The 22,447-nt window shown below is 45.7% G+C and carries 16 protein-coding genes; 1 reads left to right on the top strand and 15 read right to left on the bottom strand.

What is annotated here, in order from left to right:
* Positions 1–8: 8 nt before the first annotated feature.
* From AC58UX_RS16110 to AC58UX_RS16155, 10 genes are all read right to left on the bottom strand, one after another.
* Entirely contained in the window at positions 9–3,665 is a 3,657-nt protein-coding gene (locus AC58UX_RS16110) for a X2-like carbohydrate binding domain-containing protein (protein ID WP_497254403.1), read from the bottom strand.
* Positions 3,666–3,695: 30 nt separating this feature from the next.
* Entirely contained in the window at positions 3,696–4,790 is a 1,095-nt protein-coding gene (locus AC58UX_RS16115) for a peptidyl-prolyl cis-trans isomerase (RefSeq protein ID WP_497254405.1), read from the bottom strand.
* 133 nt (positions 4,791–4,923) lie between these two features.
* Positions 4,924–6,777, bottom strand: coding sequence for a heparinase II/III family protein (locus AC58UX_RS16120; RefSeq protein ID WP_497254407.1), 1,854 nt, complete (start codon positions 6,775–6,777; stop codon positions 4,924–4,926).
* On the bottom strand, positions 6,774–7,973 hold the full coding sequence (locus tag AC58UX_RS16125) for a CynX/NimT family MFS transporter (RefSeq protein ID WP_497254409.1): 1,200 nt from the start codon (positions 7,971–7,973) through the stop codon (positions 6,774–6,776). Before AC58UX_RS16125 ends, AC58UX_RS16120 begins: the two co-directional genes overlap by 4 nt.
* Before the next feature lie 152 nt (positions 7,974–8,125).
* A complete protein-coding gene (locus AC58UX_RS16130) occupies positions 8,126–9,679 on the bottom strand; it encodes an ABC transporter substrate-binding protein (RefSeq protein ID WP_497254411.1) in 1,554 nt (517 codons plus the stop codon).
* A 73-nt stretch (positions 9,680–9,752) separates the two neighbouring features.
* Entirely contained in the window at positions 9,753–10,727 is a 975-nt protein-coding gene (locus AC58UX_RS16135; protein ID WP_497254413.1) for a carbohydrate ABC transporter permease, read from the bottom strand.
* An 11-nt stretch (positions 10,728–10,738) separates the two neighbouring features.
* Positions 10,739–11,695, bottom strand: coding sequence for an ABC transporter permease (locus AC58UX_RS16140; RefSeq protein ID WP_497254415.1), 957 nt, complete (start codon positions 11,693–11,695; stop codon positions 10,739–10,741).
* A gap of 173 nt (positions 11,696–11,868) precedes the next feature.
* On the bottom strand, positions 11,869–13,476 hold the full coding sequence (locus AC58UX_RS16145) for a response regulator transcription factor (protein ID WP_497254417.1): 1,608 nt from the start codon (positions 13,474–13,476) through the stop codon (positions 11,869–11,871).
* Positions 13,451–15,229, bottom strand: coding sequence for a sensor histidine kinase (locus AC58UX_RS16150; RefSeq protein WP_497254419.1), 1,779 nt, complete (start codon positions 15,227–15,229; stop codon positions 13,451–13,453). The genes AC58UX_RS16145 and AC58UX_RS16150 overlap by 26 nt, the downstream gene beginning before the upstream one ends.
* A gap of 104 nt (positions 15,230–15,333) precedes the next feature.
* Positions 15,334–15,918, bottom strand: coding sequence for a histidine phosphatase family protein (locus AC58UX_RS16155; protein ID WP_497254421.1), 585 nt, complete (start codon positions 15,916–15,918; stop codon positions 15,334–15,336).
* Between the two features lie 180 nt (positions 15,919–16,098).
* Here AC58UX_RS16155 and AC58UX_RS16160 point away from each other — a divergent pair, with 180 nt between their 5' ends.
* A complete protein-coding gene (locus AC58UX_RS16160; protein WP_497254423.1) occupies positions 16,099–17,172 on the top strand; it encodes an LLM class flavin-dependent oxidoreductase in 1,074 nt (357 codons plus the stop codon).
* A gap of 260 nt (positions 17,173–17,432) precedes the next feature.
* Here AC58UX_RS16160 and AC58UX_RS16165 read toward each other — a convergent pair whose 3' ends face one another.
* The 5 genes from AC58UX_RS16165 to AC58UX_RS16185 form a co-directional block, all read right to left on the bottom strand.
* Complete coding sequence (locus AC58UX_RS16165; RefSeq protein ID WP_497254425.1) at positions 17,433–18,416, bottom strand: Gfo/Idh/MocA family protein; 984 nt, start codon at positions 18,414–18,416, stop codon at positions 17,433–17,435.
* Positions 18,417–18,443: 27 nt separating this feature from the next.
* Positions 18,444–19,349 carry a Gfo/Idh/MocA family protein gene (locus AC58UX_RS16170; RefSeq protein ID WP_497254427.1) on the bottom strand — a complete coding sequence of 302 codons (906 nt, stop codon included), beginning with the start codon at positions 19,347–19,349 and terminating at the stop codon, positions 18,444–18,446.
* 211 nt (positions 19,350–19,560) lie between these two features.
* Positions 19,561–19,737 (bottom strand): hypothetical protein, encoded by a 177-nt coding sequence (locus tag AC58UX_RS16175; protein WP_497254429.1) that lies wholly within the window; start codon positions 19,735–19,737, stop codon positions 19,561–19,563.
* Positions 19,738–19,870: 133 nt separating this feature from the next.
* Positions 19,871–20,773, bottom strand: coding sequence for an S-layer homology domain-containing protein (locus AC58UX_RS16180; RefSeq protein WP_497254431.1), 903 nt, complete (start codon positions 20,771–20,773; stop codon positions 19,871–19,873).
* 102 nt (positions 20,774–20,875) lie between these two features.
* A complete protein-coding gene (locus AC58UX_RS16185; protein WP_497254433.1) occupies positions 20,876–22,429 on the bottom strand; it encodes a tetratricopeptide repeat protein in 1,554 nt (517 codons plus the stop codon).
* Positions 22,430–22,447 lie beyond the last annotated feature (18 nt).

The raw sequence follows: 22,447 nt of genomic DNA on the forward strand, positions 1-22,447 counted from the left end.
TACCCTCCTCATTGGCCGCCGATGTAGGACAATAGGCCATATGCCAAAATGTAGTCAATAGCCGCCCGCTTCGCCGCCGCATTGCCCTTGAGATCCAGACGAAGTGTGATCGGCTCATCAAATTGAGTCACGCTAAGACTCTGGCCAGTTGGACTTGTCAGGGTCACAACGAAATTGTAGTTTTCACTGCTTACTTTAGCAATACCTTGAAACTCAGGTGCAGCAAGCGGCGTGATGCTAAATGTCGCCACAGCATTGTTCCATGCTGATCCTGTTGTCAAAGCAGCTACTTGTTTAACCACTTCTGATGGAATGCTCACGTTTAGCTCATCCGACTTGATATCAAACTTTTTCTTTCCTTTGGCACTAAAGGTTTCCGCTGGAATGCTAATCTGGAGCGCATTGGAATTAACGACGATACTCACATTTTCTTCTGAATAAATCGTGTTAATTACCTGCAAGCTCAACGTAGAAGCAGCTCCTGCGCTGAATTCGAAAGAGAACGTCGCGTTGCCTATTGGCAAAGTCGCGAGGTACGTCTTGGACAAAACAACATGAGTTCCGTTCACGACATAATCCGTACCTGCAGCAAGGAGATAAGTTCCATTCTTGATCGCTGTCAGCGTATTCCCATACAAGTTCATATCAACGTTTACGTCAGCTTGCTTGGAAACGTTCTTATCAAACGAAGCCGTAAGTGGTGAGATGGTCGAAGTAGCATCACCTACTGTAAAGGCCGCTGTTTGCGGAACTTGGATACCTTGGCCGCCAACTTTAACCGTGTACGATCCTTTTCTGTTCGCCAAACGGTTTAAATCGAACTGGAACGTAAAGTTACCAGCTTCATTGCTCACGGTTTGATCCAACGCGATCGTTGTCCCGGTAGCATTTTGCATCGCCATCGTCACATATTTGTTTTGCAGATTCAACGTTTGTCCGCTCACGGTTACGAATTGTGTGCTCGGATCTACGATCGTCGTTAAATTCATTTCTGATACAGGCGGCGTCGATGGCTCAAAGGCAATCTTACCAAAGTTTCCTCTTACCTTCTTGTTCACCTCGCCATTAATCGTCCAGCCCCATTGTCCACGGCTGGCAAAGCCACCGTCGCTGAGGAAAGCATTCAGAATAAATGGTTTTCCCGTCCATGGCTGAGACAAATTTAATGCATGCAGAGGTATGGCCACTTCCATCGTGTACCCTTTTCCATCCGTGTCCTTCTTAAGCTCCATGAAGACGGACGGTTTGGAGTTTACGCCATTAATGGACATGTAAGATTGATAACCAAAATCAATTCCGCTTCCGAGTACCAGCTGAATATCAGTAGGCAGCATTGTACTCTTTTTATCCGGATACAAGAAATAATCCAGGTCCTCCGCGCCCATAAACAATTCCAGCACGTCACCATTCCAAATGCCGGTCCCCGTTTTGGTGTTAATCATCGGTGTTGGATCTTTGATTTTGGCTCCGAGATACAGCTTCCTCTCATCATATTTAAAATAAATGTCCGCACTGTGCTTATCCCCGTTATTATCGGTTACGCCTGCAATGCGCAGCAGCTCGCTACCTGCCCATTCACCAGTCGGATTTCCGTTCGAATCGGTGTCAACCACACCGTCTAAGACGATTTCTCCTGATGCCTGTTTGATCAGAATATCGGTATCAATCGGAGCTACAACAACTTCCGCACCATAGCCGAAAGCCATCTTCGTCACGTAAGGGAACCCATTTGCTATATTTCCAATGAGCTTCACTCTTACGAATTTCACTCCTGGCGGCAAATAATTCGCCTGCAGAACATCTGGAATGCTGTTATTGGCTAACGATCCGAAAGCAGGATGCTTATAAACACCTGCGATATTGTAAACCGTAAAATCAGTGCCATTGGTCGAAGTCCAGATCTCCATGGCTTGGCTGCTAGGCACATTGCCGAAATAATAGCCTTCAACGTAAGCATTTTTGAAATCCTTACCAGCTGGGGCTGCATACGTCATCATTGAGGCAACCGTCGGATCCTTACGTTTTATATAAGAAGTTGTACCAAAAGTTCGAATATCCGCTATATTCGTTGGATTGATCACTTGCAGATTGCTCGTATCACTCCCCGCTGTGTACATGGCGAAACTAGATGCATCATCAATCAAATAACCACCCAATGGTGCAGTCGTTGACAGGGAACTTTCGATGGTAATTTGATCAATTCTAAAGTCATTTGCTGTAGCTGAATCTCCATAAAATCCAGATTGTGGTAAGATGGCACGGAGATATTTGGTTCCTGGTGTAATCGGTTCAGCCGTCGAGTATGTCGCTTTCACATACTGAACACCAGATGTCATGAGTTCCGGACGAAGCTTACGAAGTAGGGTCACTTTCTTGCCGTTCTCAAAAGTACCTGTCTGGCTGTTGTACACCGCTTCAAAGACGGACAGTTCATTTTGAGCCGTAAAGTTCAGCGTCCATTTGTTATAGGTAACTTCCATATCCAAAGACTTAAAGTCGTTCGCACCGGCATAGTAGGAGAAATCGCCAGCCACGCCAACCGCACCGCCACTGTTAATGGACGTTCCTTTGTAACTGAACACTTTTGAGAAATTAGTCAAATCATCAATAAACCGATTAGTGCTGTCAAAAGCAATCGTATTGCCGACCACAGTTCCCGCCTGTGGGGATGTAGGCGGCTGAGAAACATAGACACCAGTGCTTACGACATGCGTGCCAGTTGGCGTCCCTTGTTGTGCAACCGGTGTCACACCAAAAAATAAAAACTTGCCGATATCTTCCGCCACAATTGTATAGTCGGTATTCACTGCATTCGCAATAGCTGTTCTATCCGAACCATTTGCTTGTGTGCCCCGATACCACTTGTAGATCGACGTTCCTTCAGGATCCGATTCCGCATCGCTGAAGATGTAGTCGCCAGTTAACGTATTCCCAAGTATAGGCGTGCCATACACATTTAATGTTACTGCTGAGGGAGCTTGGTTTGTTGGGACGCCTCCCGTTTCTTTAACAATGACGATATCGTCCACGGCGGTTGTGCCTGCTCGATACCGGTACGAAGAAAACGCATACTGGGATACTTCAGTCGCAGTCGGCGTGTAAAGTGAAATATTTGCAGCAGAAGTAATCGGTACACCATCAATCGCTACACTATATTTCTTGGCCACCATATCAACATCCACATGAATGTTGTACCACTGATTCGCCACAATGCCGGACTTGACTGTGGTCTTATCCGTTGCACCTGTTGTTCTGCGCGAAATCGTGTTGTTGTAAAATAATAGCTCGACTACTTTCGCGCCACTCCCATCCTTCAGAGCAAAGAAGTAACCTTCGAAGTCTCCGTTAATTGTACTCGTCTTCGCACGCAAATCTGCGCTAAACGAAGTAGTTATGGGTGTAGCAAAGTTGTAGGTAGCTGTGTTGGCAGTACCATTATTATTTTCAGTCGTGGACAATGAGCGGTTTCCATATGTATCTGCCACAACACTGACTAAATTGGGACTTGCTGAGGCAACCCAACCCGCCGGAACTTGACCAACAGTTGTACTTTCGAAGTTCTCCGATAAAACAGTTACAGTTGCGGCCTCGGCCTCATGAGTTGCTATAGGAACCATGCTGAATAAGAGAGCTGCCAATGTAAGAATTGTTACTAGTTTTCTCATTCTGCCACCTCGTCATTATCTCGAATTTCCTTACTTATCGAGCAATACTTTAGCTGCAACGGACTTTACATTCTCATCATTTACAATCAGCTCAGCATGACTTGCTTGATCTTGAAGGAACCGATCGAACGCTTGATCGCCTAGTTTTTGTGCAATTCCCTTCTTCACCTCATCCAGTGGAAGTAATATGTCAGCTTGTTTTTCCACACATTTTAGTAGGTTAAGTGTCTGCTTCTCCTCAATAACGCCGCTAATTTCATCCTTTTGCAGACCTTTCGCTGCTAAAGCGATGGCAGGACCTGACATTGCGTCCAATCTGGCCGTGGTGGCGTCGAAAACTTGTTCCTTGCAGGTGTAGATAGCGGGCTGATTTTTACAATACGAATCGGTTACTGCCGTAAAATCTTCCCCTGCTTCCAATTTCTTGTTGATATCCTTCATCAGAAGCTCTGCAGTCGATTTGGATGTTCCTTCGTTCGTTAAACTATAGGATATAGAAAGCATTCTCACCTTGCTCGAACCTGCTTTCACAAAATCCCGTTTGTTCTCCTTATAATAAGCACGAATCTCTTCATCCTTGATTGCCGCACTGTTGTTCAGCTTACGCTTAAGGTCTTGAAGCAATTGTGACTGTCTCATCTCGTAATAAACTTTTTCCTCAAGTCGTTTCGGACCATAGATTGGCTTACCGCTTCCTGCATCCTTTGTTCTTCTTTCATTTTCGCTCCGCAGTTCTTCAAGAAAAGCCGTATAACTGGCATCTCGAAGCAGACCATGCTGTATGCCTAGCGATTGCTGGAGTTTCAACATCGTCACTTTTTGAAGCACGTCTTTTGTTATTTTGTCCAAAGGAACTTCATCTTGAAAACTCGTTGTCCAAAATTTCGGACCATCATCTGCGCCATATTTATGCTGAAAATAGGCAAGGATCTTAGCGCGCTCCGCCAGTAAAAATGCGGAAAACTCTTTAGCTTCAACAACCTCGCCATTGACGGAAGCAACACTTGCAGCATCAGAACTGTCATCTCGATTGAGCGTGATGCTTCCAGATAGCAGAATGACTGCCAGAACCAAGATAAAACACCATAAACCGATAGTCAGTTTGCTGTTCCTCGCCTTTTTCATATGTAATTTTCTCACCTCCAAGTGAAATCGTTTTCAGATCACCCACATATTAACAGTTACGAATTAGCTTCGACTATATGATTACATGACATTAACATCGAATTTGTAACCTATTCTAAGTGTCAGCTGCCAACTACTTGATTTCAAAGTGAAGTTCGAAGCGGAAACGCTGAGCATTGTCCATCTCCTTTTGATTAAAATCTAACGCATAGAACATCACTTCCTTGCCAAAGTGGTTCATAAAGTTCAACGGTTCCACTGACGGTTCCAGGAAAGTTTCATCAAACTGAATGACTAGCTTATATCGGCTACCCTCCAGCTCGACACGCCCTTGCCCATAAATCTCAGGCTGCATGACACAAATAAACCGTTCCTTCACCGAGTTCGTGCCTTCACCAAACTCGAATTGATCCTCCAGTTGAAGTCTAGGAGGACTGCAATCCTTTTGCCACGTCCAGCTGCGTTCAAATGTGTATAAATTCGCTTGCCCATAGGTATCCCTCAGATCCAATGTAAACCGGTCACAATCGGGGCCGATTTTCGCCTCAAGCACCTTTGCTTTAATCTCCTTGCCCGTGAGCTGAAGTTCATTATTGATCAGTGGAATGGAATGCCCTTGCGCGCCATTGCCGATAAACGTGTATCGAGCTGGACTAAAATACTGTTTGGTATAGAGACCGGCGCCCATATCGGCAAGAAACGTTTCATCCCCTGCAGTCAAAATAAAATGACCAATGTCATTATGATTATGCGGCTCATCATTGTAACCGCCTTTGGCAGCGAAACAGAAGCTACCATTTTGTTGGTGAACACGCGAAATGACCCACTGCGCATCCGGCAAATAATAGGAAGCTTCTTCCCAATCCGTTCCTTTTAGGTTTGAGTCAAACCAAATCAATTTACGCAGCGCTGACGCGAAGCGTCCGCAATGATCGTAAATCTGTTTGCACTCGAAGCTATATTCAGGGATATGAAGCTCAGGTACTCTTCTAGCCCATTCGTGTGTCAGCCCGATATTCACGTCTGCTTCATCTTGCGAATCAGAGAAATTAACCGTCTTTCTTCCCGTCAGAAAACATTTTTGCTGAAATAAGGCAATCGCTTGCACTTTTGGGTGATTAAAAAGGTTGATGCCTCCAGCCGTCCTGCGTTCTATGAGATGTGCAGCATACGTATAGTATCCAAAGCCATAACTCCAATACATATAGCCTTCCAAGCAGGCGCCGTCATCTCCATAGCCTTCCAGGAAGAGATCAAGAATCGGGAGCGCTTTCTCCAATACCAAGGCAAGCTCCTGTGAATCTTCAATTAGATAAATGGCAGCTGCGGCAATCGAGCCAGCGCACACAGCCGCCCAATTATTGCGCACAGCTTCCCAAAAATAATCGTTTTGCAGATAGGGAATAAATACTCGGCGATACGTTTCTCGATAAATACGACCACGCACAGCCTCCGGCCACCAATCTCCCGTAAGCTGAAGGATCTCAGCTAACGTAAACGCTGTTTCCGCTGCGAAAAGATCGATGCCTAAAGCCGGATCATGGTTACCAATGTGCGGATCATGGACAGACTGCCTCATTGCTACGTTCCCTGGCAAGCTCTCAAAATGTGCGGGAACACACCAAGAAAACTCGTTGCAGATCGCCCAAACGATGTCTAACAATCCTTCCCGATAGTCTTCACGCTCCGGCCATAGCCAACTCAACAACCCTAATGCGGCTAATCGTTGTCTCCGATGGAAATAATCTGCTTCATACGTTTTGCGGTTTCCATCCTCCCAAATTCTTCGGAAAAGCGACCAAGGCAGATCGGGAATCGATGCCTGCAAAAATCGATCCCCTTCTGCGACTAATTGTTCCAGAAATGGCAAATACGCAGCGTCGGTAAGTATTCGCTTACGTACTTGTTCGCTGTCTTCATCGAACAGCCATGAGCCTGAGCCGGTTCTGATAATACCCAAATTTTCGCGAATTTCATCAACATTCATGCAGATAACCTCTCTTCTTCTGGAAGTCGAATATTTCTTCCCGCACCTAGCCCTGCCCATAAGAACACGATGATCGCTACGAATAGCACACTAAGCGGCATACGCCAGCCTCCGCTCAAATCATGCAGCCAGCCGAATAATGCTGGTCCTGTACAAGCAAGCGTATACCCGATGGATTGCGCCATGCCGGATATTTCAGCTGCTTGACGCGTGCTGTTCGTTCGTAAATTAAAGAACATCATGGTCAAACTGAATGCAAACCCGGCTGCACTGCCGATGAGAGCGCCACCTAAAGCAAGCAGCACCGCATGATTCATAAATAAACAAATAACCCCGCCAATAGACATGGCGGCACTCGTCAACGCTAATACGCGTTGATTCTTTACCTTAACTGCAATCAAGGGTACTACGAAATTAAAGGGAAGCCCGGCAAATTGCATTAAAGCGACCATGACACCAGAGGTGCCTGCCCCGACTCCGCGTTCCGCTGCAATATCGGGCAGCCAAGCCATGACCACATAGAAAAAGAAGGATTGCAGTCCCAAATACAACGTAATTTGCCACGACAGTTTATATCGCCATAAGGATATACCTTTACCTTTACTTTGATTAACGGATTGCGTTGCATGCCGACGAGCTCGAATGCAATACAACCAATACGAGGCGGTTATAATGGCAAGGAATCCCCATAAGGCCAACGTTTTCTCCCATCCCCAGCCTAAAGATCTGGCAATTGGGATACTTGTGGCCGAAGCAATAGATCCTGTTAGATTCATCGAGACTGTGTAGATGCCGGTCATAAATCCAAGTCGGTCTGGAAAATAACGATTAAGCAAGGATGGCAGCAAGACATTGCCAACGGCGATACCCATACCGGCCATAGTCGTGCCGACAAGAAGCAGACTGACACCTGACCAAGGTCGCAGCAGAAGACCTGACGCTAGCAGGAATAATGCAGCCAACACCACGCGTTCCAGCCCAAAGCGATTGGCCAATCGTGGCGACAAGATAGAGAAAGCTGCAAAAGCCATTAGAGGCAGCGTCGTTAATGTGCCTGCCACAAGATGTGACAAGCTTAACTTTTGACTAATCGATTCCAGCAGTGGACTAATGGACGTTAATGGCGCCCGCAGATTAGAGGCAATGAGTACAATGGCAATGACCATAGCTAGTTTATTTTTTTCAATTTTCCACATGCAGCTCACCCTTACTCAAAATAAACGGCTACGCCGTCCTTCAAGGACGGGAGCGTTTATGGAGAAATATAGTCAAATTATGATGTGAAACATATAAATTCTACTATTGTAAATGGGAACGGCCCCGATTATCGGAGCCGTCCATGTATTCATTATTTTTTATTAGCAGCTGCCCATGCATCCAGCTGTGTTTGAACTTCTTTATTAATTTTATCCATACCCGCTGCTTTCAACTTCTCAACCATCTTAGGCAGGTATTCTACTGGGTCTAGTGTACCTGTGATCAAACCAGGGTAGAACTCAGCTAAAGCATTGGTGTACGCACTGATTTCGTTTTTCACATTTTCATTGTTGAAAATAAAGCCAATGCCCTTCGCTTCTTCCCCGTCCGTATTAAACTTATTGTATTTATCCCATTTCTGCGGATCTTCGTTCGTCCAGAGGTAATCATTGAACTGATTGCCGAACATGTAAGGAGCTCCAAGTGAATACCCAGAAGTTTGGGCTGTCACACCCTGCGGAAAGTCGATCGTATTCGCGTCTTTCTTCACAAAGTGCTTGCCTTCAATCCCGAATGCAATCATATTGAGCAACGCTTTATCCGAATACAACAGATTCAGGAACATCATAACACGCTCTGGATTTTTGGACGTACGGGAAATAGACAACATATTTCCGAGTACACTTCCCGTTGTAATAAGCGGCTTCGTAAACTCAACTTGAACCCATTTTTGACCGCTCGCTTGTGACACTTCCAAATCTTTGCCCGGTTTCAATGTTTCAGGGAAAGCAAATACTTTACCCGAGCGGTATGTGCCTGCGAAGTCGGTCAACGTCGCAGCATCTTTGTTAATGTAGCCTGCTTTGTACCATTTATTCGCCAGTTTCAGCATATCCATGTAGCGTGGATCACTATAAAGGTCAACTAGCTTCAGATCTTTCGTCGTACGATCTAGGACGCCAAGATTTGTTGCACTGGAGCTTGCCCCGTAAAAATTGCCTTCTTGCAAGGCGATGAATAGCGCATTGCCCTTGCTGCTTAGGAACGGAATCATCCCTGGCTCATTCTTCTTAATGACCTCGAAGAACGGCTCCATATCTTCTGGTTTTTTCACTGAAGCGAGATCGAACTTATACTTATCCACTAAATCCTTGCGCACCAGGAACCCTTTATTGGCGGCAAATTCTTTGTTGGTCGGCATTCCGTACGTGACGCCGTTATACTTGATTCCGTTCATTACCTTAGGATTTACAATTTTCACTGCATCTTGCCCATATTTCGCTATCAAGTCATCAAGCGGAATGATTGATTTGTTTTGGATTTTGCCAACCCAGTTGTCCCACGAAGTCGTCCACGTAATATCAAACACCTCGTTGGACGCGTATTTCAAATTCATTTTGTCCGCCCAACTGCCCCAATCGATAACCTGCATATCGAGCGTTACATTAATCTTGTCTTTCAAATACTTGCTGATCTCAGCGTTGACAAGCTCTTGGTCTTTCTGTGGCACACCAGGCACGAACATCTTGATCGTGTACGGATCTAGTTTTGGTGCTGCGGCTGTAGTCGCTGGAGTTGCGCTTGTAGCGGGTGCCGGGCTGCTGGTGCTGGTGCTAGACGTACCTGAGGAGCAAGCGCTGAGCACAAGGCTTGCTGTTAAGGTGATCCCTAAGGCAGCGCCAATTCTACTGCGAATCGATTTCATTTTTTTAACCCTCCATTTAGTTCGTATTTATGAACTTACTATATGCTCGACCAGTGCGATGACCGGATGAAGCCTACCCTTTTACTGCGCCAACCGTTAAACCTTTTACGAAGTATTTCTGGAAGAATGGGTACGCCAGCACAATTGGCCCCATCCCGATAATGGCCATCGCCATCCGAGCCGTTTCACTCGGAAGTTTGGCAGTCTGATCGCCTACTCCACTATCCACAGCAATGGTAGTTAAATATTGTAAGTTTCGCAACGCTTTATACATCAAATATTGAATGGAAACCAGCTTATCTGTATTTAAAAACACTAAGGAATTAAACCAATCGTTCCAGTAGCTCAACGTATAGAACAGACCGATGGTCGCCAGTACTGGCAGTGATAATGGCAGAACGATTTGTGTGAAAATCCGGATCTCGCCAGCTCCGTCAATCTTGGCTGATTCCAGGATGGATGGATGAATGCTGGTCGTAAAAAACGTCCTCATAATAATAACGTAGAAGGCACCTAGCAAATGGTTCGGAACAATTAATGCCCAAATCGAGTCCCGCAAATCGATGAAGTTGGTATACACGAGATACCAAGGTACCAATCCTCCGCCGAAAATCATCGTGAAGAAGACGAAAAATGAGAAGAAATTTCGAAAAGAAAAATCTTGCCGGGATAAAGGATACGCGACCAAAGCCGTGATCGTGAGCGCTATGATCGTTCCGAATACCGTCACGAAGATCGTGATACTGTACGATCTAAGGATCGGACCGAGATCCCGCAAGAGATACTCGTAAGCAGCCCAGCTGAATACGCGCGGGATGACATTATAGCCAAACAGGTAAATCGTATCCTGATCCGTCAGCGAAACGCCTAACACAACGAGGACTGGAAAAATACAGGCAGCTGAGAACAGTAGGAAGAACAGATGCAAAGCAATTTCAGTCGGTTTTTTAATAGAATTGATTTCACGCTTCCGCCTAGTCAGCGCAAGTTTGCTACCCTGCGGGGGAGCTTGCGAGGCTACAGTCAACTTCTGAACAGATTCTTTCATTCCAACCCCTCCTAGAACAATGCATTCTCTTTATCGATTTTACGCACTACATAATTCGTGGTCAGCACTAGCACAAACCCTACGGAAGCTTGATATAAACCAGCTGCTGAGGACATCCCGATGTCTCCCAGCGTAAGAAGCGCGCGATACACATACGTATCGATGACCTGTGTCGCCGAGTAAAGCGCTCCCGAATCAAGAGGTACTTGATAGAATAAACCAAAATCCGCATTGAAAATTTTACCTACCTGCAATAGCGTCAAGATAATGAGCACGGGACGAATGAGCGGAATCGTAATACGTGTAATCTGCTGCCACTTGCTCGCACCGTCGATGTGCGCTGCTTCGTAGTATTCGTTATCGATCCCGATGATCGCCGCCAAATACACAATGCTGTAGTAGCCGACAGACTTCCATATATTCACAAGCGGTAGAATATACGGCCAAAACTTAACTTCGCTGTACCACGATACCGCAGGAAAACCGAGCGGTTCCAGCAGTGATTTGTTAATAAAGCCATACTCACTGTTTAACAACGAATACCCCAGATAACTAACAACAATCATGGACAAGAAGTAAGGCAGAAACATGACACTTTGATAAAATCGTGCTGCGAGCCGCACTCTCATCTCATTCAAGGCAATGGCAAACCCAACAGGTATAACTAGATGAAGCAAAATAAACAACGCATTATACAGCACAGTGTTTCGCGTAATGATCCAAACTTCCTTCGTAGCGAACAGGAACTTGAAGTTATCGAATCCAACCCAGTCGCTGCCGAGAATCCCTTTGGAGTAGTCGATGTGTTTAAAAGCAATCACGACACCGAACATGGGCAGGTAGTTGTTTAAGATTAGATACAGGACGCCAGGCAGAAGCAACAAAAGCAGCGCCTTGTCTTTCCTCACATTACGCAAGAATCGTACGAACATGTTTTGTGACTTTAGATTAATGTTATTGCTTTTCATGCGATGTCACACCTTTCACTTAATTCCTATACTCCTAGTATACTGTCGTTTTCTCTCTCTCTCTATCGGGTAGCGTGACTCCTATCTCGTTTTTGTGACTGCTTTAAACCACAAACATCTCACGAAAACAAAAAAAGTCTGGCATCGTGCCAAACTTTCTATGAGATCAACCATTATTTCAATTCTAGATTTTGGAATCGTTTACGGAATTCCACTGGCGAAATGCCTACCTTCTTCTTAAACGCTTGTCCGAAATGCGAGTAATTCTCGTAGCCAATCTCCTCGCAGATATCAACAATTTTCAGACTCGATTCCGTCAGCAATATTTTCGCCCGATCCATCTTCGCATTAATGATGAAGTCAATCAGGGACTGACCTGTTTCCCGTTTGAATATGCGTGACAGATAAGCGGAATTCAAGTAAATGTAACCAGCGGCCTTTTCCCGTGTAACATCCTTCAAGTTGGCTTTGATGAATTGCTTGGTCTTCTCAATAATTTGAGAGCTTTCATTTCTTTGGGATTCGAGATAGCGTGATCCCGTATCGATGATTTTCTCCGCCCATGTTTTCAATTGGGAAATCGAACGAATGGCATTTAATTCCCCGCTGCGTTCACGAAGTCCCGACCACTCTTTCACCGAAAAACCATTCTTATGAGCAACGTGATAGATCATATACACTAACGCATGATACAGTGCACTGGCCGACTCCGTATCTGCACCGCCTTCCTGCATCCCGGCAAATAGTTGATCTAACCGCTTTAGGAGCTCTGTTTTATTACCTGTTTCAAAAAGAATGACCCAATCCGACCATGGGATGACGAACGGATGCTTGCTAGCATTGGAAGAGCGTACCGTTTGATTCAGCTGCTGAACAGACAAGGGATTGGACAAATTCTCCTGCTCCATTTCAATTAACCGATGGTACACCTCTGTAAGCTCTGGGAACGGAACCAAGTGCCCGATATAACAGGAAACTGTGCAGTAAAAGTACCGACTGCAAGCATCTGTGAACGTTCGGCATGCTTCAGACAATTGCTGCACATTGGACGACCGTTCGGACGATTCATATACAAGTGCAAAGAGAATTCCATTCTCATCTTTGATAATGTCCCCGGCAAAACCGCCTAGAAGGAGCTCAGACGCTGCGTTGCGAATCGCATACTCCAACGTGTCCTCATCGCGTAAGCTGAATTCCTTATGCCATTGCTCGATACTGATGAGAATTGGCAAGATTTGCGAATCAGTCCTTAAAGGTAAATTGACCGCTTGCAGATTGCTCACTTCAGGAATAATTCTACCTGACAATAGGTTCTGCCAATAGCGCTCAACGACAACGGATTTCTGACGTTCCCACAAAGTGCGGTATTTCTTGCTCGTTTCCACCATTTGCACGGCATTCCTGTTTTCATTGATCGTCTCAATCGCCTTATTAATTGTCAGGACAAGCTCTTCAGTTTTGACAGGCTTAAGCAAATATTCGAAGCTGCCTAATTGTACGGCTTTTTTCGCATAGGAGAATTCGGCATGTCCAGTTAAAAAAATGGTTTCCACTTCGGGATAATGATCATTTACCCATTCAATTAGCTCCAAGCCGCTCATGCCAGGCATTTCAATATCGCAAATGATTAGATCGATGGAATGCGCTTTCAATATTTCCATTGCTTCTTTACCGCCCATGGCCTGAAACACTTCTTCAAAGCCAAGTGCCGCAAAATCGATAGACCTCATCATGGCACGCAGCACATACACCTCATCATCGACGATCATCAACTTTGCCATTTTCCTCATCCTCCATTTCGTGAAATGCGCCAATTGCCGGAATAATCAGACATACAATGGCGCCATTCGGCTCACCTAGCAAAAAGGTTACCTCCGCCTGATTGCCAAAAGCCATACGCATCCTCCGGTACACATTCCAAATGCCCATATGGGTTCCTGTTCCATCTCCAAATTTTTTCTGATTAAACGTTGACAAGACTTCAGGTGTGAAGCCTACTCCGTTATCGCGAATGAGAATTTCCAGACAGTTCGGATCTACTTGGTAAACACCTGCGGAGATATCGATATGGAAAGGCTTACTCCCCTCTTCCATCCCGTGAATAACTGCGTTCTCCACAAAGGGTTGGATCATCAAGGGAAGAATCATCGTACGAGAAAGCTGTTCAGGCAGATTAATGCTATACGTAATTTTCTCCGGAAAACGAAGCATTTGAATCTCCAGATAATTGCGGATATGCCGTACTTCTTCATCCATTGTGATCGTATCCCGATGCGATCTTGTTATAAATCGGAAATAATCAGCTAGATGCTCCGTCATCTTTTTGATCAGATCATTCTCCCCCAGCGTAGAAAGACTATTAATTATATTCAGGGAGTTTAGATAAAAATGCGGATTGATCTGGGCTTGCAAATGTTTGAATTCAGATTGCTGGGCTTTCAACATTTCTTCGTACACGTTAATTTTGAGATGGCTAATTTGAGATACCATGTGATTAAAAGTTGTGATCAGAAAATTCAGTTCCTCTGTCTCCGCTTCCTTTAACCCGATTTCCATATCCCCTTTTACGACCCGCCTCATGCCCATAATTAGTGAATTCATAGGAGCGAACAGCATTTTACGCAAATAATGCGAGTAAAAGTAAAAGATAAGAATAACACCAAGCGGAATGAGATAGATAACCCCTTGAAAAAATGGCAGACGCTGCAGTAGCGATTTCTCTGGAATCATGGCCGCCAGGCGAAGTGGCGCCTGTTGAAAGTCCGTACTGACGAGCAGGTAATCCTTTTGGTCGACAGGATTTTCAAAAACTTGAAAAGCAAGCGGATTGGTAATCAGCTTTCGATTAACCGCTGTCATCGTTTCTGGTGACATCACGGATTTGGTCAAAGGTTGTCCGGTCGTATCTAACAGAATCGCCTCCCAGCGATCGCCATAGTCCAATCCGCGCAGAGGTCGAATCAGATCCTCCAACAGGAGGACTGCACCGATATATACCCCATCACTCGCTTGTGCCACACGTACCAGATAACTTTTTTCCCAATATCGAAAAACAATCCAATTACTGAACGTTTGTCCATTCACCTTCTCTCGCAAGTACGCACCCAACATTTCTTTCAGATCATTCGTGTCCGTGAACGAGGACCGAGAGAATATAAAATCCTCTTTTTTGACGGAATAAGCGAAGAATGAATGAAAATTCTCGAAAGCAGTGCTTCCCGAGGTAAGTTCATTATGGATTTTGATTTTAGCTAGCGTATAATTACCGTTCGTTTCAGGCAGTGATGCCATATCCAGATAGGCAGATTTGGTATCGGATGTGACAATCTGTTGTAACAGATAGTGCGTAATTTCTTCTAGCGTGCGATCAATCTGCGTAATATGTATCGCGAGTACATTACTTGTAGATTGCGACACTTCCTCTCGAACAATTTTGATGGCATAGTAGTTTTCATAATACAGAAACAGGACCAAAGGTGTAATAATGACTAAGAAGCTGCGAAGTAAACGGATACGAAGCGTCGGCTTTTTCATTTACTTTCCACCCGTCATGAAAAATATGGATATAAAAATAAGGTACTCTGTCATGAGCACCTTATCTTTTCGTTATGATCATACCACGCACTTCGGGTCAACCGTCAAGTACCCAGATCAGCTAAATGCGCAATACAATTGTATTGCAAGCATTCCCAACGGCTCTCGTTGTGGCGTAATTTCGTCACAGACGTGTTATGCAAATGGTCCTCGATGTCTTCATGAGGGATCAAATCCATGAGCGTCACACTAAGCAATGCACCGTGGCTGACGATCAACACCTTCTGATTCGGATGCTTTTCGACCACTTCTTGAAGGAAGTTCACACCACGAGCAGCGAGGTCTTGGTGTGTTTCCACGCCTAGATCCAACTTGGACCAATCTTCTCCCCATTTCGCCACGTGTTCTTCAAGTGTTGTACCTTCAACTTGTCCGAAATACATTTCTCGCAAGCGCTGATCTGTACTCACTTCCATTTGCTTCACATGCGCTATATATTCTGCTGTTTCTCTAGCTCTCCCCAGATCGCTGGCATAGATGTAATCCCAGTGTTCATCTTTCATGCGTTCAGATAACAATTGCGCTTGCTTACGTCCATAGGCATTCAGTGGAACATCCGTTCGCCCCTGAATGCGTCGTTCCGTATTCCAATCTGTTAAACCGTGTCGTATAAGTCCAATGACCGTCATGCTATTTCATCCTCCAAATAGTAACTGTTGATCGTTTCCGCAAGTCTCCTACTACGATTCTCTTTTACTATACTATATCCATACCCATTTCCCCGCAATAGTTCGCAGAGGATAAAACTTGTCCCCGCGTTCCGCTCATGAGACAATAGACCTATCACTTTACTTGGAGGCGAGACGAAGATGTCTGAGCAAGCACCAACCATGGAAATAGGCATTAGTACTTTTTTGGAAACAACACCTGATCCTGCAACAGGTAAAATAATGAGCCACGCCGAACGCATCCGCAACGCCGTCGAGGAAATCGTGCTAGCCGATCAAGTCGGCTTGGATGTATATGGGATCGGCGAGCATCATCGCGCTGATTACGCAGGGACAGCCCCTGCCGTCGTCTTGGCTGCCGCAGCCGCAGTAACAAAAAATATTCGGTTGACCAGTGCGGTCACCGTTCTTTCCTCCGATGACCCTGTGCGGGTGTATCAATCTTTCTCAACACTGGATGCACTCTCGAACGGACGTGCAGAAATTATGGCAGGTCGAGGCTCCTTCATCGAATCATTTCCCCTATTTGGGTATAGCTTGGACGATTATAACGAATTATTCGAGGAAAAATTGGCGCTGCTGCTGAAAATTCGTGAATCCGAAAAAGTCACGTGGCAAGGCACACACCGCCCAGACATTCCGAATCTAGGCGTGTACCCACGCTCCGAGCAAAACCCGTTGCCGGTATGGATCGCAAGCGGCGGCAATTCGGAATCCGCGATTCGTGCGGGGATTTTGGGGCTGCCGATCGCATTCGCCATCATCGGCGGCATGCCGGAGAGCTTTGCTCCTTTAGTGGCGCTGTATAAAGAAGCGGCAAGACAAGCAGGTCACAATCCAGACACCTTACAAATAGCCACGCATTCGCATGGCTTTGTGAGTGATACGAGTGAGCGGGCGGCTGAACTGTTTTACGCACCAACCGCTGCGCAAATGAACGTCATCGGACGCGAACGCGGTTGGGGACAAGCATACAACCGTGCTACCTTCGACGCTGCTCGAAGCTTACGCGGTGCACTCTATGTAGGCGATCCAGAGTATGTCGCTGAGAAAATCCTGCTATTGCGCAAAAACCTCGGCGTTACTCGCTTCTTCCTTCACCTCAACGTGGGTACAATGCCACATCGTGAGATGCTGCATGCCATTGAGTTGCTGGGCACGAAAGTGGCTCCGATTGTTCGTAAAGAGCTTGCTCGCGGCGGCTCGGTTAAATAGGGTTTGCTACTTCTATGTCTTCGTAGAATATCGCAACTCGATTTTTTCGAGTTACGATATTCTTTTTGCCTTGGACGCCACGTGTAACTCGATTTTTTCGAGTTACGCTATTCTTTTTGTATTGATCGCTATGCGTAACTCGATTATTTCGAGTTACGCTATTCCTTTTGCCTTGAGCGCCACACGTAACTCGATTTTTCGAGTTACTCTTTACAAACATAAAAAATAGCTGGATCTCTCCAGCTATTTTCCATTTCAACCTATAAATATTGTTCCACGCCCGTCTCCGCGGCTTGATAAACAGCCTCAAGCGCTGCAATCACACTTCGCGCATACAAAGGCGGACAACTCGATTCACTTTTTGTCTCAATCGCGATCAGCAAATCCTTATATTGCAGCTCGAATGGCGTCCCCATCGTCGGCACTTCCACCTGCTCATAGGCGCCGCCGCGAGAGATCCATAAGCTTTCACTTGTTACCAGCTTCAACATCCCTGCTGTACCAATGATCTCCGTCTCATTCCGAGTCGCCCCCGGATAACCAGACTGCGCAATGGTCGCTGGAAGCCCAGAAGCCAGCTCCATGTAGATGACGCCGCTGCCCTCTACATTTCCTCTTTTGCCATGATGACTCACCGATGCACTTGCTTTGCGCACGGAGCTCTCCATGAGCCATTGGATTTTATCAATAGAATGGGTGCCCAAATTGGCAAGAATGCCACCGCCCGACTTCTCTTTCTCCAGAAACCACTGTGGCCGCGTGTCTCTAAAATAGTTCAAATGGCGCACATCATTAATCATGACAATCTCGCCTAGTTCTCCGCTTTCAATGATGCGTTTTGCATGAATATTCTCGGCAATATAATGCTGCGTATGCCCGACTAAGATGCGAATATCCGCTTTCGTCGCTGCTTCTATAATGTCATCGCATTCTGCAACCGACAGCGCCATTGGCTTCTCCAGCATCAAATGACAACCGTGCTCAGCCGCGAAAATCGCTGTTTCTCTATGTAAAAAATGCGGCAAAGCAATAACCACAACATCCGGACGTTCTTGACGAATTAGCTCTTGATAATCGCTATAAGCCACAATACCATACGCTTCAGCAATGGCTTGTGCTTTTTCAATCTGAATATCAGCTACCGCGCAAGCTACAAATCCTTCTGTACGGCGGATCGCCTCAAAATGCTGGCCAGCAATCGCGCCTGCGCCAAGGACAGCTACCTTTAAATCCAGTCTTGTCATCGTTGTTTTCCCCCACCCTGACCACATCTATAAATAAACAGTAAGTCCCGTTTCGCGACTCTCATTGGCTGCTTCCATAAAGCGAATAATTTGCAACGTTTCTTCCTCGTCGATGTCAGGAGTACCTGCAACAAACATCGTCATAATCTTCTCCAAAAGGCTGGCGTAATACGGCTTCGGATGTTTATACACATCGATAAACTGCGTATTCGTGTCCGTATGCAGCAGCGCGCCAAACTGCGAGTTACCTTTCCGATTGCCACGTATCGTGCCAATAATACCATTTTCCCATACGCCAGTAATAAGATCATGGTCTTCGGTCGTTACTGCACTCACTTTGAGACAACCTTTTCCTAGTGATCTAAACAGCATTTCAACCGTGTGAATACCATACCAGAATAATCCAGGTTGTGTAGGTTGTAGAGCCATTGGACCGTAACAATCCATCCCGATGATCTGACTTTGATTCGTATTTTCTAGAGCAAGTGTCAATTCCTCCGCGTAACGAAGAGAAGAACAGCTCATGAGCGGAATTTGATTCTCCCGAGCAATAGCTAGAATTTCACGCGCATCGGCTGACGAGACCGCCATCGGTTTATCAATGAAGATTGGCCGACGATACGAAGCTACGCGACGAAACTGCTCAAGATGAATACGCCCATCCACAGACGTCATTAAGATACCATCACAATTCGCTGCAACTTCCTCCGGCGAGTCCACGATCTGAACACCTTTTTCGCGAAGCTGCGCTGTAAACCCTTCAATACGGGAATAGCTCATCTCAAAATCCGGCGAACCACCAGGATAAGCAATCGTAACCTTGCCTCCTGCAACATGAAACGGATGCTCCGTCTCGTTTAACAACTGGGTAAAAGCAGGCGCATGAGAGGAATCAATCCCAATAATTCCAATTCGTAAGTTAGTATGAGTCATAAGTATAACAACCTCCAAACAAGTTTGAATGATCTTGTATACGATGGTGCAAACCGCTTGATCGAGAAACACTACTCTCCCATCATAATGAACATCCACTTAAGAGACAAGTCTTTTAATAGTCTTTTTACCATCAAAGAACTCCCCTGTAACGACCACAAGCCCCCCAAAAATTGGGAGGCCCATCATTAGATATTACTTCGTACTTTCATTACTCCGATTTCTGATGGTTCGTGTACACACCTACAACAGAAAGTAATGCTGCGACACCATTGGCAATCGCATTTACAGTGTCATCTGTGATCAAGTCCATGCCAAATGCGTCCAAAATTAATTTTGCCGCCCCTAACAAACCTAATGCCAACGTGTAATAGTTGATTGTTTTCATATCTCTCACCTCCCGTCTAATAGAGGATGCTATATCCTATGTGAGAGAGTACGAGCTTGCATCGTTCGAATACAGGAGGGTAAACGCACAAAAAAATGCCAGCATCCTCATCGGACACTGGCATTTTAACCAACTATTTCAGGCCGCTTGCTTCGGCCTTCACGACATACTTCGAAGACACATAAGTTTCAGCCTTCGCTTCAGTCATCACTTGCGCATACATCATGTCAAGATTCGGTTCCTTCAATGTGTATGTCACGATCGCTTGACCATCAGCCTCGAACTGGATGCTGTCAATGGCAATACCATAGCCAGGATTCGGTTTCAACCCTCTGGATAGCGTCACTTTGTTCACATCGTCGTTCACTTTTTCAACCGATACGGTAACTTGCTCTGCTTGCGGTGGTTTCACATGTGTCTCCAGCACACGAATGGCGTTGTACAGCCAGTTCGCGGCTTCTCCTCGTGTAAGTTCGCTTTTTGGATTGAACTTGCCGTTCGCATCCAAAGCTGTGATTTTGTACAGCAACAATCGTTGAATTGTACCTTGATAATCTACGGTAAGCTGATCCTCATCTTTGATTGGGATATACATTTTTACAAGTGGGAATTGACCTTTAGTCTCAAGGGCTTTCACAAGTAAGTTACCGAATTGCTCACGCGTGATCGTCGCACTCGGGTTAACATCCTTCGGAATGTCTAGATTATGGTAATGCGCAATGATGAACGCATCGGCATACCAAGCATTATTCGGGATGTTGGTATAACTGTCAGATGCTAACGGCTGCTTGATGAACTTCATCGTATCCAAGTTCAGGTTCAAACCTTTGACAATCATTTGTACACTTTGCGCGTAGCTGATTTTACCCCTTGGCACAAAATGCTGGTTATCAAAGCCACTGACAATTCCTCGATCTTTTAATGCTATAATCGCTGCGGCTTGTCCCTCCTCTAAGTCTGAAAACGCGTATGCGGAACCGACGGTCAAACTACTGCACAACAGGACAGATAAGCCTAAAGCTGCTATTTTTTTCATAAATGTACTCCTCTCGTTAAATGGATTGTATTTCGTTCCATATGTGATGGATACTTTCCTAACGTGGAGACTTATGAGAATGTTGCAGTTATTTGCAAACGATCACACAAGTGAATTCAACAACTCCCGCAGGGCAATCGCTTCCTCATGCTCAGGTGATACCGAGATCGTTCGCTCAGCCCATCGCTTCGCAGCCTCATCCTGACCTATCTCGTAGTAACATACGGCCATCTCGTAGAACACAGTCGCATCATTGTCCAGCTTAGGCTGCGTGTGTTCGTAGTAAGGAATGGCTTCCTGATACTTGTCCATTTGATAGAGCAGCACAGCACATGCAAGCGCAACATCTGTATTGTCATCCATTGGATAATAATGTGCCCACATTCGTTCAATTCCTTGCTGAAGCGCTATCCATTCATGTTCCCCACAATCTGGAATAACCTCGATCAAGCGTTGGGTACAAGGCAGCAGCAATTGCGTATCATAACCGCTCATGCGCCACAAGGCTAGAATCTGCGGCATCGACTTTTGTTCCACCTGCGAATCAGAGACTTCTTTTAAAATAAAATAATCATCGGGTCCGAATTGTTCCACGAACCTCTCATAAGCTAATCGCGTTAATCCGTAGTGGACGGGTTCCGGAAAATGAAGAATACATCCGATGTTCAAATAGGTATACGGATGCTTTGTGAACAGTGGCAGGGCTCCCTGCGCTTCACTTACATAGCTTAATGCGTGATAATTCGCCGTTAGTGAAATGCTCCCGTGATGAATAAGCTTCGGCGGCTCGTTGAACTCCCAGCTTTCCAACCGTTGATCTCCTTTGTCGGCCGTGAGCAGCAGAAAACCTTCTTGTGACCACGTTCGCAAACGTGCCAAACACCGCAAGCTTACCTCAGGCAAAAGGATATGCGAATCCGTTATGTGCTGACGATACACGTTTAGCAGCTCTCGGAATGGATAAGCATCGTCGTCATAAGCCGGCTCCCGCTGATAATGATAACTTCCGACAACATCTTTCAGCTGCTGAGAAGCACTAAGCTCTGATGCGCCCTCTGGAAATTCCAGTGAGATCCGACAATCAAACACCTGCCCATCTTCGACATATATTAATTCCTGTGGAAGGCTATCGAAAAAATAATTCGCCATAATCACGAGTGGCTGATTCAAATCACCTGCACCAATGCGCTCTCCTGCGTGGAGCAAATGAATGGCCTCATCCTGCACCGCATCAAATCTTGCAAAATCAAGCACCCCTAACTCCACGTAAGGAGTTAAACAGGCATGCTCTCGCCAGAACGCAATATTTTTCTCTGCCAAATCGGTCATAACATAACGAAACGGCGGCAGCGGTATGCCTGACGTTCTTATCAGCTTCGTTAACTCCTGCAGCACATAAAATGCGAACTGACCTGATCCCGCTCCGAGCTCCAGAATCATCACACGTGCGCTCAGGTGGCCCATTCTAGCCCGATCCTGTAGAAAAGCAAACAACATTTCCGCGTACGAAATAGCCATGACTCGATTACTCGTTATGTATTGTGGCACATCTCCGCTTTGCCAAGCCGTAATCCCTTGCTCCTCATAGTAAGCACGCTGCAGTTCCCAAATCGGTGCTTCACTAAATCGGTACATTTTCTGCTCATGATGAGTCATTCGTAAACCAACTTTCCT

The organism is Paenibacillus sp. J22P90 (assembly GCF_059692195.1).

Excerpts from the sequence above, each read along its gene's own strand:
- AC58UX_RS16110 (WP_497254403.1), bottom strand. The coding sequence starts at position 3,665 with ATGAGAAAACTAGTAACAATTCTTACATTGGCAGCTCTCTTATTCAGC.
- AC58UX_RS16115 (WP_497254405.1), bottom strand. The coding sequence starts at position 4,790 with ATGAAAAAGGCGAGGAACAGCAAACTGACTATCGGTTTATGGTGTTTT.
- AC58UX_RS16120 (WP_497254407.1), bottom strand. The coding sequence starts at position 6,777 with ATGAATGTTGATGAAATTCGCGAAAATTTGGGTATTATCAGAACCGGC.
- AC58UX_RS16125 (WP_497254409.1), bottom strand. The coding sequence starts at position 7,973 with ATGTGGAAAATTGAAAAAAATAAACTAGCTATGGTCATTGCCATTGTA.
- AC58UX_RS16130 (WP_497254411.1), bottom strand. The coding sequence starts at position 9,679 with ATGAAATCGATTCGCAGTAGAATTGGCGCTGCCTTAGGGATCACCTTA.
- AC58UX_RS16135 (WP_497254413.1), bottom strand. The coding sequence starts at position 10,727 with ATGAAAGAATCTGTTCAGAAGTTGACTGTAGCCTCGCAAGCTCCCCCG.
- AC58UX_RS16140 (WP_497254415.1), bottom strand. The coding sequence starts at position 11,695 with ATGAAAAGCAATAACATTAATCTAAAGTCACAAAACATGTTCGTACGA.
- AC58UX_RS16145 (WP_497254417.1), bottom strand. The coding sequence starts at position 13,476 with ATGGCAAAGTTGATGATCGTCGATGATGAGGTGTATGTGCTGCGTGCC.
- AC58UX_RS16150 (WP_497254419.1), bottom strand. The coding sequence starts at position 15,229 with ATGAAAAAGCCGACGCTTCGTATCCGTTTACTTCGCAGCTTCTTAGTC.
- AC58UX_RS16155 (WP_497254421.1), bottom strand. The coding sequence starts at position 15,918 with ATGACGGTCATTGGACTTATACGACACGGTTTAACAGATTGGAATACG.
- AC58UX_RS16160 (WP_497254423.1), top strand. The coding sequence starts at position 16,099 with ATGTCTGAGCAAGCACCAACCATGGAAATAGGCATTAGTACTTTTTTG.
- AC58UX_RS16165 (WP_497254425.1), bottom strand. The coding sequence starts at position 18,416 with ATGACAAGACTGGATTTAAAGGTAGCTGTCCTTGGCGCAGGCGCGATT.
- AC58UX_RS16170 (WP_497254427.1), bottom strand. The coding sequence starts at position 19,349 with ATGACTCATACTAACTTACGAATTGGAATTATTGGGATTGATTCCTCT.
- AC58UX_RS16175 (WP_497254429.1), bottom strand. The coding sequence starts at position 19,737 with ATGAAAACAATCAACTATTACACGTTGGCATTAGGTTTGTTAGGGGCG.
- AC58UX_RS16180 (WP_497254431.1), bottom strand. The coding sequence starts at position 20,773 with ATGAAAAAAATAGCAGCTTTAGGCTTATCTGTCCTGTTGTGCAGTAGT.
- AC58UX_RS16185 (WP_497254433.1), bottom strand. The coding sequence starts at position 22,429 with ATGACTCATCATGAGCAGAAAATGTACCGATTTAGTGAAGCACCGATT.